At 64.1% G+C, this 13,934-nt stretch carries 2 protein-coding genes and 1 pseudogene; 2 read left to right on the plus strand and 1 reads right to left on the minus strand.

Features of this window, described 5'->3' with window-relative positions; genetic code table 11:
- Nucleotides 1-14: 14 nt before the first annotated feature.
- The gene (locus APH42_RS05895; protein ID WP_060492926.1) at nucleotides 15-10,841 is read right to left on the minus strand and encodes a peroxidase family protein; all 10,827 of its coding nucleotides are present in this window, start codon (nucleotides 10,839-10,841) and stop codon (nucleotides 15-17) included.
- 545 nt (nucleotides 10,842-11,386) lie between these two features.
- Between APH42_RS05895 and APH42_RS05900 the strand changes: the two genes are divergently transcribed.
- Nucleotides 11,387-13,123 (plus strand): type I secretion system permease/ATPase, encoded by a 1,737-nt coding sequence (locus APH42_RS05900; protein WP_060492927.1) that lies wholly within the window; start codon nucleotides 11,387-11,389, stop codon nucleotides 13,121-13,123.
- A 6-nt stretch (nucleotides 13,124-13,129) separates the two neighbouring features.
- Nucleotides 13,130-13,934, plus strand: a pseudogene (locus APH42_RS05905) (biotin/lipoyl-binding protein); the annotation flags it as partial.

The following is a 13,934-nucleotide window of genomic DNA, read 5'->3' on the forward strand; positions in this document are numbered from 1 at the left end:
TTGCCTTCAGGCCCTCAACCCGCCAGGATGAAGTCCGCTGCAGTCACCGTGGTTGCATCCGCCACCCCCACCAGGCGGATGGAGTCGGCAGCGCCGATGCTGACCAGCGTATCGGCACCCACATCGGCGATGGTAACGCTGGCGGCAAAGGTAGCCGCGGTGATGTTGAGGGCGGTGATGTCCAGCCGATCCTGGCCACCCGCCGCAATGGCATCGAAGTTGATGATCAGGTCGTTGCCGAAGCCGGCCGCGAACTGGAACACGTCGTTGCCGTCGGTTGCCATCATGGTGTCGTTGCCGGCACCACCCACCACCGTATCGTTACCGCCCGCACCGTTGAGGAAGTCGTTACCGGCCCCCCCGATCAAGGTGTCGGTGCCGACATCACCGAACAGCGTGTCGTTGCCATCGCCGCCCTGCAACGAGTCGTTGCCATTGCCACCGTCCAGGCTGTCATCGCCAGCACCACCCAGCAACGTGTCGTTACCGGCGTCCCCCAGCAGCGTGTCGTTGCCATCGCCACCATCGAGGCTGTCATCGCCACCACCACCGTTCAGGCGGTCGGCACCCAGGCCGCCGAACAGCTGATCGTTGCCGGCGTCGCCGTTGAGGGTGTCGTTGCCAGCGTTGCCGTTGAGGATGTCGTTGCCACCGTCGCCGGCGAGCGTGTCATTGCCCGCCGCGCCGTTGATGATGTTGGCCAGGCCGTTACCAGTGCCGCTGAAGTTACCCACCCCGGTGTAGGTGAGGTTCTCGACGTTGGCGGCCATGGTGTAGCTGGCCAACGTGGTACGCACCAGGTCAGTCCCTGCCCCAGTGGCTTCGACCACGACGTCGCCGGCATCATCCACCACATAGGTGTCGTTGCCCACGCCACCCACCAGGCGGTCGGCACCCGCACCGCCGTTGAGCAGGTCGTTGCCGGCGCCACCGGTGATGGTGTTTGCCAGCGCGTTCCCGGTACCGGTGAAGGCACTGCTGCCGGTGTAGGTCAGGTTTTCGACGTTGGCGCCCAAGGTGTAGCTGGCCAGGCTGGTCTGAACCAGGTCGGTACCACCGTTCAGTGCTTCGGTTACCGTGTCACCGACGTTATCGACCACGAAGGTATCGTTACCGGCACCGCCGTTCATCACATCCGCACCCAGCCCGCCGTTGAGGATGTCGTTGCCATCTTCACCGTTGAGCAGGTCGGCGTCGTCCCCCCCGTTGAGGGTGTCATTGCCGACACCCCCGAACAGCTGGTCGGCACCGGCCAGGCCATTGAGGATGTCATTGCCGCCCAGGCCCGAAATCACGTCGTTGCCCGCACCACCGGTCAGGGTGTTGGCAGCGTTGGTACCCGTCAGCACCACGCCTGGCGGCACGGTCACTGCTGCGGTGGCCGCCGAGGTCAGCGACTCCAGGGTGCCAAAGCCATCGGTGTAACGCACGATCACCCGCAACTGCTGGTTTCCCTGGGCGAAGCCCGGCGTAAAGGTGGCCGCAGTGGCGCCGGCAATGTTGGCGAAGGTGCCGCCCGTGCCTTGCTGCCACTGGAAGCTGAAGGCACCTAAACCATCGAGGTCGGCGATACCGCCCGTGAGCGCGGTAAGTGTCTGGCCCTGGTCTGGCGTGGTGTCGCTGATCAGCACGGCACCGGTCGGTGCATCGTTGACGTTGGCCACCGGGTCGAGGATGTCGGAGGCGACACTTTCGTGCACGCCGAAGTCATCCACGTAGCTGACCACCACCCGCATGTTCTGCCCCACTTGCGCCTGGGTCAGGACAAAGGTGCTGCTGATGGCACCGGCAATGTTGACCCAGCCCACACCCCGGTTGGCCTGCCACTGGAAGGTGAACTGTGGGTTGCTCAGGCCATCGGCATCGACGATGGTCGCCGGGTTGGCGGTGAGCGTCTGGTTCTGCACCAGCAGCCCGGTCACGGCTGGCCCGGCGCTTGGCGCGCTGTTGGGCGACGAATCGACGATTTCCAGTGTGCCCTTGGCGTCCTGGTACACCGCACGTACACGGATGCTCAGGCCCGCCACATCGTCCGTGACCCGGTAGGTCGTGCCAATGGCCCGCGAAACTTCGCCAGCGGCAACAAAGGTGATGTCTTCATACACCCCCGAGCCTGGCAGGTTCTCGACTTGCCAGTAATACGCCACAGGGCCGTTGACTGCGCCGTTCAGGTTGGCCGCGCTCACGTTGTCGGCATCATGCACCGCCAGCGGTGTTACCCGCAGCAGTTGGCCAGTGACCGGTGTGTCGTCACGCACCCCGGTAGCATCGTCAAGAATCACCAGGTGCCCCGTCGGGCCGGCGTTCACGGCGGTACCCACGCCGGAGGCCTGCGAGCGGTCAGAGAACTGCAGCCGCTCGATACCGGTCAGGTGGTCGACACCATCGCGCCCGGCCACCAGGTCGGTGACGATCACCGCGTTGCCATCGACCACCACGCTGTAATCGGTGGCAACCCCCGAAAACACCGCCGTGTCATAGTTGTCGGTGCCGTTGAGGATCTCCCGTACGATCACTAGCTGGCCGGGATTGTAGGTGCCATTGAGCATGAACGGCACCATCGGTTCCATGCTGTCGAAGCTGGCGATTTCAGGGCCCGTGCCATCGTGATTGGCGCGTACGCTGATGCGTACGTTCAGCCATTTGTCGCCGTCGAGGATGTCATCGCCGCCACGGCCTTCGATCAGGTCGCTGCCGCTGCCACCGAGGATGATGTTGCCGCCATCGTAGAATGTCGCACCCGCCGCCAGCAGGCTGGACAGGCCGTTGATCAGGCTGATGTTGGTCAGCACGCTGCCCGTGGCGCCATTGGTCGGCAAGCTGGCGGCATCTTCGTTGTCACCGCGCAGGAAGTCGCCATGGGCCGAACCCGACAGGCCCTCCATGATGTCGAAGCGCACCAGCGCCGAAGCGCCCGAACCCGGTACTGGCGGCACATCGAAGAAGCGGTCGCTGTAGTCGATGGTCACGCCTTGGGCCAGGCCCTTGAAGGTGGCCCAGTCGTAGCCCGAGCCGCCGATATAGCGGTCGCCGAAGCCCAAACTGCCGACCATGATGTCATCACCGCCTTCACCGTTGAACTTGTCGTTCTCGTTACCGCCGATGAACACGTCGTTGCCAATGATCGGGTCGTTGCCCAACGGGTCGAAGTTATCGCCAGGCGCACCGTCCGAGGTGCCCTTCTCGATCCAGTCGTCGCCTTCGTTACCCATGTCCTGCTCGTTGGCCTTGCTGCCCAGGATAAAGTCGTTGCCCTGGCCGCCGATGGCTTCGGAGGCGTCTTCACCGGTGACGATGAAGTCGTTGCCGAAACCGCCGATGATCAGGTTGACGCCATTGCCGCCGTGCAGCACATCGTTGCCGTCGCCGCCCTGGATGTTGTCGTCACCGCCCATGTCGCTGATGATGTCGTCGCCGGCACCACCGCGCAGCTGGTCGTTGCCGTCACCGCCCTCGATGCGGTCGTTGCCGGCATCGCCCCAGACCGTGTCGTCACCCTCGCTGGACACCAGGATGTCGTCACCGTTGGTGCCGCCCAGCACGATGTGCTCGGCACCGGCATAGCGGATGTAGTTGCTGTCCGGGCCAGCCGTCAGCGGGCTGTCGCGGAACACCACCTGTTCGCCGTTTTCGCCCAGCGGGTCGGCATGACCAAGGCCGTCGTTGTATTGCTTGCTCTGGTCCAGCTCCAGGTACAAGCCTGGGTCGGAGAACACCAGGCCCGGCAGGTGGGTGGCCGAGGTGTTGGCCATGATCAGCTTGGCGAACGAGTTGCTTTCCAGCTCGGCGTTCATCGACAGGCCAGAGGTGCGCTCCAGGTAGTAGAAGCGGTCACCGTCCTGCAGTTTCTCCATCTGGTTTTCGAACACGAAGTTGAAGGTGCTGCCGAGCATGCCACCGAACGGGGTCTTCTCTTCGGCCAGGCCGCCGATCCACAGGTCGATGGCATCGACACCGGTGATGGTGACGGCCTTCAGGTCGTCGGCAGTACCCAGCACACCGTCCTTGCCGGGCAGCGTCACATTGGCCCAGGCGCCACTGCTGTTGAGGAAGTCCAGGCGGTCGGCCGGCGCACCCTCGCCGCCGAACACCAGGGCCATGGCCGCAGCGCGTTTTTCCAGCAATGTGGTGGCCCCGGTGATGCTGCTGTGGGTGCCATAGGCCGCGATGAAATTGATCAGCGACTCAGGGTGCTTCAGGTGCTGCACCAGGTCGACCCAGCTGGTGTACGGCTTGAGCTGGGTATCACCGGTTTGCCCGTAGACATCACGGCGCACGGCGTTCAGCGAAGGGATGCCAACGTCGCGACCACGGGCGATGTTGATCGCTGGCAGGTCCAACGGCAGGCCGAGCAGGTTGTTGCGCAGCGCTTCGGTGACGAACTCGTCGATCTCGTTACCGCCCTGGCGGGTGACGCCACGCACGATGGCGCTGGTGGCGTCCTCGGGGGTAACGCCACTGGCGGCATACGCCAGCGGGTTGAGGAACGCGGCGATCAGGCCCAGTTGCTGGTCGGGGTTGGCGCTGGCCGGGTCCTTGATGACGTTGAAGTCGATGTCGAAGCGGTCGACAGTCTCGGTCAGCATGGAGTGGCCGAAACGGTACACGGTGTGGGCGAACTCGGCCACGATCGACGCGTCGAGGTCGACGTCGTACACCTGGGTCGGGGCAAAGAACAGGTCGACCCGTGGCTGCACGGTACGGGCGAACTCCTCGAACACCAGATGCTGGTATTGCATCTCGGTACCGAACTTGGCCGCCTGGAACAACCGCTCGCCGTTCCATACCAGTGCGTCGATCTCGGCCGGGGTGACCGGCAATGCGGTGACCGGGTTGAGCAGCCATTCGTTGAGGAACGCCAGATCGTGCGAGTCGAGCACGGTGTCCATGGTCTGCGCCACCAGCCGGTTGTGCTCGGCGTGGAAGATCGCATGCACGGCAGTCAGGCCGATGTTCTCGTTGACCCGACCGTCGCCGGCGATGTAGTGCGCATCCAGCAGTTCGTTGTCGTAGGCCAGGTTGGCACCGGTCTGCGGGTTGACCGGCACGGCGTTGCCAACGGCGTTGTCGGCGTCCGGCGCCAATACCCCACCACTGAACACCGGCACAGCATTGTGGGCAATGTCGGCGAGGAACTGGTGCCCGGTACGCACGGCGTTGGTGAGGCTGATCGGCGCCAACGGGTTGCCTTCGACCTGCTGGTCATCGGCCGTGCCGGCAATGCCGTCGAGGCCCTTCATCACCACCATCGGGTAGCCGTTCGGCCCCTTGATGAAGTTGCCGTAGGCGTCGGTGGCCAGCAGCGGCACGTTGTCGACGTCGGCATCGGTCAGGTTGATGCCGAGCAGGTCGCGGGCCTGGGCCTTGACCACCTTCCAGGTCGCCATGCCGCCGATTTCGGTATCGTCGGCGGTGCCGAACTTGCCATCGGCGCCCAGGTCGCGGTTGGTGATCAGCCGGCCAGTGGCAACGGGGCCGTCGTCGGTCATCACATAGGCACGCAGGAACACCTGGTGCGAAGGGTGCGAGCTGTAGGTCTGGTTCTGGTCAACGAACGGCGTAGTGGTGTTGGTGTGCTCGTGGATATCGTCGGCGTTGCCGAGGATGCCATCCGGCCCTGGCAGGTTGGTGGCACGGGTCACCACCATGAAGTTGGTGAAACCACCCTCCACGTACAGCGGGTCATCCGGTTGCAGCGGGATGTAGATGGTACCCGAGCCGCCCTTGGTGACCAGGTCCAGGCCATGGTCGAAGAACTGCCCGAAGAACGTCATCCAGGCGTTGAACGGCGCGGACAGGCCGGCATCGGCAGCGGTGTTCTCGAACAGGTACACATCGTGGTCGTCCGTGGTGCCGAACTGGCCATCCATACCTGGGCTGGCGACGATGCGTACGCCATCCTTGAGCACGTCGTCGTTGCCAGGCGCGCCGAAGTTGAGCACGCCATCGGCACCTGAGTCATAGGCGGTGGCATAAGCTGCCGGGTTATTGGAGGTCTGGTCGACAATCAGGTTGCTGATGGTGCGCGGCTGCGAGTCGAACACCGGGCCGCTGGTCTGCTGGTACGACGAGCCGGGAATGGCCGGCGAGCCAGGGCCGAAGAAGCCGGCCGGGGCGCCTTCCGCGGGGTTGAACACCGGGTCGGTCAAGCGCGGGAAGACATTGTCGGCGGCACCGAACTGGGTGTTGTTGTGGCCATTGAGGTTCATCAGGTTGTTGTTCGAGCCATCGACCGCCCGCAGGCCCAGGGGCGCGCGGATGTTGGGGATCAACGAGAGGATGTCCTGCCCGGCGGCATCGGCTTCGGCGATCTTGATCTGGGCCAGGATGAAGTTGAGGTCGGAGCGCACCATGTGCAACCCCTCCCCCCCTGCCGTGGCGTCCACCACCGGGGTGGCCGGCGTCGGCACCACGGGCGCACCGGGCTGCACAACGGCCGTTGGCGCAGAGAACAGCACTTCGGTGGTGCCATGGGCGTCCTGGTAGATCGCCTTGACCCGCAGGCTCAGCCCGGCCAGGTCTGGCGATACCTTGAACGAGGTGCCATCGGCGCTCTGGAATGCCAAGTCGCCAGCCGGCAGCAGGATGATGTCCTGGAACACACCGCTACCGGGATCCGCCTCGAACTGCCAGTAGTACGACACCGAGCGGTCGGCCAGCGTACCCAGCGGGTTGCCTGCGCTGATGTTGTCGGCGTCACGCACACCGGCCACGCTCACCGTAAGCAGATCACCTACCGTAATGGCAGCACCGTTGCCATCGGTGATGGTCGGGCTGCCCGTGGGTTGTGCGTTCACGCCTGTCACCAGCACGCGCTGGCTGTCGGCGAACTGCAGGCGTTCGATATGCAGCAGTGTATCGACGCCATCGCGGCCCGCCACGGTGTCGGTCACCGTCCACACATCATCGGCAACATCGGCCGTGCCTTTGGTGTTCTGGCTCACTACATATTCGCTTTGCACCCCCGAGAAAATGGCAGTGTCAAAGGCCGCGCCGCCCGTCGAGGTGCCAGGCAAAATTTCACGCACAGCCTTCAGCTGGCCTGGGTTGTAGGTGCGATCGAGCATGAACGGGATCATGTCGACCATGCTGTCGAAGCTGGCGATTTCGGGGCCGGTGTGGTTGACGTCACCCGGCGCGTACACGGCAATGCGCACGTTCAGCCATTTGTCACCGTCGATCAGGTCATCGCCGCCTCGGCCTTCGATCAGGTCGCTGCCATTGCCACCGAGCATGATGTTACCGGTGGCAAAGCCCGTGGTAGGCAAGCCCGCATCGGCCAGGAACTGCTGCAGGCCACGAATCAGCGCCACGTTGGTCAGGGCGCTACCGGTGGCGCCACCATGGTTGAGGATGGTCACGGCATCGACATCATCGCCCTTGAGCACGTCGGCGTAGTGGGAACCGGACACCCCTTCGACCTCGGCAAAGCGGTCGAGGATACTGGCCGGCGAAGCACCGACCGGGTTGAACACGCCGGCGTTCTGGTTCGGTGCATTGCCATGGGGCTGGGCCAATGCGGCCAGGCTCAGGTCCACGGTGACACCGACCTTGTCGTTCTTGTTGGTAATCCAGTCGAAGCCGGACATGCCGTCCATCTTGTCCTGGGCATCGCTGCCGACGAAGATATCGTCGCCGCCCTCACCGATCATTTCGTCGAAGCCACCGCCACCGACGAAAATGTCGTTGCCGACCACTTCGTCACCCAGCAGCGGTGCAAAGTTGTCGCCGGGCGCACCGTCCTGGGTGCCCTTCTCGATCCAGTCGTCACCCTCGTTGCCGGTCGGTGGCAGGTTGGTCTTGGCGCCGAGGATGAAGTCGTCGCCCTGGCCGCCGAAGGTGGTGGAAATGTCTTCGGTGGTGATGATGAAATCCTGGCCGTCACCGCCCAGGATCAGGTTGCCGGCTGCCAGCATGCTGCCGGCGACGATCACGTCGTTACCGGCGTTGCCCTCAAGACGGTTGTCGCCGAACGAGTCGGTGATGATGTCGTCGCCGGCACCGCCCAACACCGCATCGTTGCCCGCACCGCCTTCAAGCACGTCGTCACCGGCATCGCCATAGACGGTATCGTCGCCGTCGCCAGAGATGATGATGTCGTTGCCGGAGGTGCCCCCCAGCACCACGTGATCTTCGCCGGTGTAATGCAGATAGTTGCTGTCTGGCCCGACGGTGTCGGGGTTGTCGCGAATCACCAGCGGTACGATTTCCACGCCGTTGATCTCGATGCCGCCAGTCGGGTCGGCCTTGCCGTCGGCGCCCAGCCCGGTGAACTGGTTGGCCTGGTTGACTTCGAGGGTGAAGGTCGGCGTGAGGAACACGGTATTGGACAGGTGAGTCACGTCGGAGTTGAGCATGATCAGCTTGGCAAAGGAGTTGTTTTCCAGTTCCGTCCCGAAGTTCATGCCCGCCGTGCGCGACAGGTAGTAGAAGCGGTCGCCGTTCTGCAGCGCTTCCAGCTGGGTCTCGAAGACGAAGTTGAAGCTGGAACCCAGCATGCCGCCAAAGGGCATTTTTTTCTCGGCCAGGCCGCCGACCCAGAAGTCGATGGCATCGACCCCGCTGACCGTCACCCCGGCAATATCGTCAGCCGTGCCGGCGATGCCGTCTTTGCCGGCCAGCGTCACGTTGGCCCAGGCACCGGTGCTGTTGAGGAAGTCCAGGCGGTCGGCCGGCGCACCCGCGCCGCCAAGCACCAGCGCCACCGCGGCAGCCCGCTTGGCCGCTTCGGTGGTGGCCCCGGTGATGCTGCTGTGGGTACCGTAGGCGGCGATGAAGTTGATCAGCGAGGCCGGGTGCTTGAGGTGGTCGGCAAAGTCGGCCCAACTGATGTAGGCCTTGAGCTGGCTGTCACCGGTAGCGCCATAGAACTCGCGGCGCGCCTCGTTCAGGCTGGGGATGCCGGTGTCGCGGCCACGGGCGATGTTCAGCGCCGGCAGGTCGAGCGGCAAGCCGAGCAGGTTGTTGCGCAGGGCTTCGGTGACGAACTCGTCGATTTCATTGCCCAGCTGGCGGGTAACGCCGCGAATGATCGCGCCTGCCGCTTCGTCGGCGGTGGCACCGCTGCCGGCGAATGCCAATGGGTTGAGGAACGCGGCGATCAGGCCCAGTTGCTGGTCAGGGTTGGCTGGGTCGCCGGAGACTGGGTTGAACGATGGGTCGAAGCGGTCGACAGTTTCGGTGAGCATCGAGTGGCCGAAGCGGTACACCACATGCGCGAATTCGGCGAGGATGGCCGGGTTGATCGAGGTGTCGTAGCCATTGGGGGCGAGGAACTCGTCGATCTGCGGCTGGATGGTGCGAGCGAACTCTTCGAACACCAGGTGCTGATACTGCATTTCGGTGCCGAACTTGGCGGCCTGGAACAGCCGCTCGCCGTCCCACACCAGGGCGGCGATGCCGGCGGGCGTGGTGGGGATGGCGGTGACGTCATCGATCAGCCATTCGTTGAGGAACGCCAGGTCGCCTGCGGCCAACAGGGTGTCCTTGGTCTGCTGCACCAGGCGGTTGTGCTCGGAGTGGAACACGTGGTGCACGGCGGTCAGGCCGATGTTTTCGTTGACCCGGCCGTCGCCTGCGATGTAGTGGGCGTCGAGCAGTTCGTTGTCGTAGGTCAGGTTGTTGCCGCCTGGGCCCACTGGCTGCACGTTGCCGACGGCGCTGTCGGCGTCGGCTTGCAGTACCCCGCCAACCTTCACCGGCTCGGCATTGTGGGCGATATCGTCGAGGAAGCCATGCCCGGTACTCACGGCATTGGCCAAGCTGATGGGCGCGGCGCGGTTGCCTTCGACCAGCGTCGTGACGTCGTCGGCGGTACCGGCGATGCCATCGGCGCCGTTGTTCACGCGCATGACCACCTGCGGCATGCCGTTGGGCCCACGCAGGAAGTTGCCGTAGGCATCGGTGGCCAGCAGCGGCACGCTATGCACATCGGCGTCGGTGAGGTTGATGCCCAGCAGGTCGCGCGCCTGGGCCTTGACCACCGCCCAGGTGGCCATGCCGCCATTTTCGCTGTTGCCGTCGTCGGCAGTGCCGAATTTGCCGTCCGCGCCAAGGTCGCGGTTGGTGATCAGCCGGCCGGTTGCCACCGGGTCACCTGCGGCGTCGAGCATGTACTCACGCAGGAACACCTGGTGCGAGGGGTGCGAGCTGTAGGTCTGGCTTTGGTCGACGAAAGGCGAGGTGGTGTTGGGCTGGCCATCATCGGCGGTGCCCACCACGCCATCGGCGCCGGCGGTGCGTACGGCGCGTGACAACACCATGAAGTTGGTCGGGCTGCTGGCGTTGTACAGCGGGTCGTCCGGGCGCAGCGGGATGAACACGATGTCGGTACTGCTCTTGGTGACCAGGTCCAGGCCATGGTCGAAAAACTGGCCGAAGAAGGTCATCCAGGCATTGAAACCGGCAGTCAGGCCCACGTCCGGCGACACGTTGGGGATGAAGAACACCGGTTTGTCGTCGGCGGTGCCGAACACCCCGTCGATGCCGGGGCTCATTACCGGGGCGGCGCCCCCGTTGGCCTCGACTGCAGCCGGGTTGTTCGCCGTCTGGTCGACGATCAGGTTGCTGATGGTACGGGGCTGCGAATCGACGACATTGCCGGTGCCTACATAGTTGGCACGGTAGGAGGCATCGAGCAGACGCAGGAATGAGTTGTCGGCGGCACCGAACTCGCTTTGTCCGGCCACCAGGTTGTTGTAGCTGCCGTCGACGGTGCGCAGGCCAAATGGCACCTGGCTGTTGGGCAGCAGGTCGATCAGGCTGGCGCCATCTGCGTGGGCTTCGGCGATGAAAATTTGTTTGAGAATGAATTCCAGGTCCGACTTGCTGAAATTGGCCATTGCAATTGCCCTCGATCTTTCGGGAGAAATCACAGGGCAACAGGGTCCATCCCGCGCCCAGTCAGTGTTGACGTGCGCAGTATCTGGTCATGGGTTCTGGGGACAGGTGGGCGGTGCAGTACGGGCGCCACTGGCCTCATCGCCGGCAAGCCGGCCCCCGCTGACACAGCGGAGGCCTTGTTAATTGTGCGAAACAGCGGTGTAACGCACATGTATCGGCCCCAGCTCGCACAGGGCCCGAATACATCAGACTAAAGTCGTAGGCGAAAAGCTTGTCAATATCCCGTCAAAAATATCGCTCACCGATGATAATGCGATGCAACTAACTGTTTTCACGGCACTTATGAAAAGTTCAAAGTATTTATAGAGCAAAAAGATATTACCGAATGTTTCGTTGCAACCTACGCTCCAGCATGTGGGAGCAACGCAGCGATTTGGACTATTCGCCCTGAGAGCGACCCGTCTGCGCGCCGACCAAGAAGCCACAACTACCGTTGTACGGGGGCCGCAAGGGCTTCCCGCTTAGCGATAAAGGGAGGCCCCCGATGCCTAAGCCACCGCGCACCCGCTCCGAGCTAGCCGACGTGTTGTTTCGCTTGCGTCGCAGCTTTTACGCCCTGGCCGCCTTCAGCGGCGTGATCAACGTCATGATGTTGACGCCAGCCATTTACATGCTGCAGGTGTACGACCGCGCCCTGGTGAGCCGCAATGTCACGACCTTGGCCATGCTTACCCTGCTGGTGGTAGGGCTGTTCCTGCTGATGTCGGCGCTGGAGATGGTCCGCACCCGGGTGCTGATCCGGGTCGGTAACTGCCTGGACATGAACCTCAACCGGCGCCTTTTCAGCGCCGCCTTCGAGCGCAACCTGAACCGCGCCGGCGGGAACCCGGCCCAGGCACTGCAGGACTTGGCGCAGGTGCGCCAATTTCTTACTGGCAACGGCCTGTTCGCCTTCTTCGACGCGCCCTGGACGCCGATCTACCTGCTGGTCTGTTACCTGATCCACCCGTGGCTTGGGCTGGTGACGACAATCGGCTCGCTGATTCTGGTCGGCCTGGCCTACCTCACGGAAAAAGCCACGCAAAAGCCCTTGGCCGAAGCCAACCAGGCGGCCATGTCGTCGGCCAGCTACGCCAACAACAACTTGCGCAACGCTGAAGTGATCGAGGCCATGGGCATGCTGCCGGCAATCGGCAAGCGCTGGTACCAGGGCCACTTGCGCATCCTGCAGATGCAGACCCTGGCCTCCGACCGCGCGGCACTGATCAGCAGCACCGGGCGCTTCGTGCGTATCACCTTGCAGTCACTGATTCTTGGCACCGGCGCACTGCTGGCGATCGAGGGCAAGATCACCCCCGGCATGATGATCGCCTGCTCGATCCTGACCGGCCGCGCATTGGGCCCGGTGGAGCAGGTGATCGCGTCCTGGAAGCAACTGCTGGGCTGCCGCCTGGCCTGGGGCCGGCTCAACGACCTGCTGCAGGACTACCCGCAACGGCCACCGAGCATGTCCCTGCAGCGCCCGATGGGCATGCTGGCCGTGGAAAATGTGATCGCTGGCGCCCCCGGCAGCAGCACCAGCATCGTGCGCGGGGTGAGCTTCAGCCTGGCCCCGGGCGACAGCCTGGGCATCATTGGCCCCTCGGCCTCGGGCAAATCCACCCTAGCCCGCCTGCTGGTGGGGGTGTGGCCGACCCAGGCCGGCAAGGTGCGCCTGGACGGTGCCGACATCTTCAACTGGAACAAGGCCGAACTGGGCCCGTGGCTGGGCTACCTGCCACAGGACGTGGAGCTGTTCGAAGGCACCATCGCCGAAAACATCGCACGCTTTGCCGAGGTGGACAGCGACGCGGTGATCCGTGCTGCCCGCAGCAGTGGCGTGCATGACATGATCCTGCGTTTCCCGCAGGGCTACGACACCCGCCTGGCCGCCGACGGCAGCCCGCTGTCCGGTGGCCAGAAGCAACGCATCGCCCTGGCCCGCGCATTGTACGGCGAGCCTAACCTGGTAGTGCTGGACGAGCCAAACGCCAACCTTGATGACGTCGGCGAAAAGGCCCTGGTCGATGCCCTGGCCGAACTCAAGACGCGCGGGGCCACGGTGGTCCTCATCTCCCACCGGCCTAACGTGCTGTGCGCGGTGGACCAGATACTGATGCTGCGCGACGGTGGAGTGCACATGCTCGGCAGCCGCGACGAAGTATTCGCAGCCTTGCGCAAGGCTGCGGTGATTCCGGCGACCGCGGCCGCCCCGCTGGCTTCGGTAAAAGTACGGGAGTAACCGACCATGCAGATCACACAGCACGCCGAATTGATCCCCGCCGAAGCCAACAACCTGATCGACCTGGACGCAGGCCGCCCAGCACGCTGGGGGGTATGGATGGTCATTGCCGGCTTTGGCGGCTTTCTGCTGTGGTCTTGCCTGGCGCCACTGGACGCCGGGGTGGTCGCCACCGGCACGGTCAAGGTCACCAGCAACCGCAAGGCGGTACAACACCTGAGCGGTGGCACGGTCGAGGCCATCCTGGTGCGCGAAGGCGATGTGGTGAAAAAAGGCCAGGAAGTGGTGCGCCTTGACGCCCTGCGCGCGGTGGCCGAACAAGGTGCGCTCAGCGCCCAGTACATCGTCAGCAAAACCGTGGAAAACCGCCTGGAAGCCGAACGCGACGGCCGCGACAGCGTCACGTTCGACCCCGCCCTGCTCGAACACTATGGCAGTGACCCACGCTTGCTGGCAGCCATGGACCTGCAGCAGCGGCTGCTCGACACCCGCCGCGCCGGGCTCGCCGGTGAACTGAGCATCCTCGAAGAAAACCTCACGGCCTCGGCGGTGCAACTCAAGGGCCTGCAGCAGGTATACGGCGCCCGCGCCTCGCAGATCGGCTTCCTCAACCAGGAACTGCAAGGCACCCGCGTACTCGCCGCCGAAGGCTATGTGCCGCGCAACCGCCTGCTGGAGCTGGAGCGCAGCAATGCCGACCTGGCCGCAGGCCAGGCCGAAAACCTCAACAACATTGCCCGGGCGCGTAGCCAGGCCACCGAAATCAAGCTGCGCATGCTGCAACGCCAGCACGACTACCTGAAGGAAGTGG

Source organism: Pseudomonas sp. NBRC 111140 (assembly GCF_001320885.1).
Classification (GTDB): Bacteria; Pseudomonadota; Gammaproteobacteria; order Pseudomonadales; family Pseudomonadaceae; genus Aquipseudomonas; species Aquipseudomonas putida_P.

What these genes read in the sequence shown, in the direction of transcription:
- APH42_RS05900 (WP_060492927.1), top strand. Translation starts at nt 11,387, where the DNA reads ATGCCTAAGCCACCGCGCACCCGCTCCGAGCTAGCCGACGTGTTGTTT.
- APH42_RS05895 (WP_060492926.1), bottom strand. Translation starts at nt 10,841, where the DNA reads ATGGCCAATTTCAGCAAGTCGGACCTGGAATTCATTCTCAAACAAATT.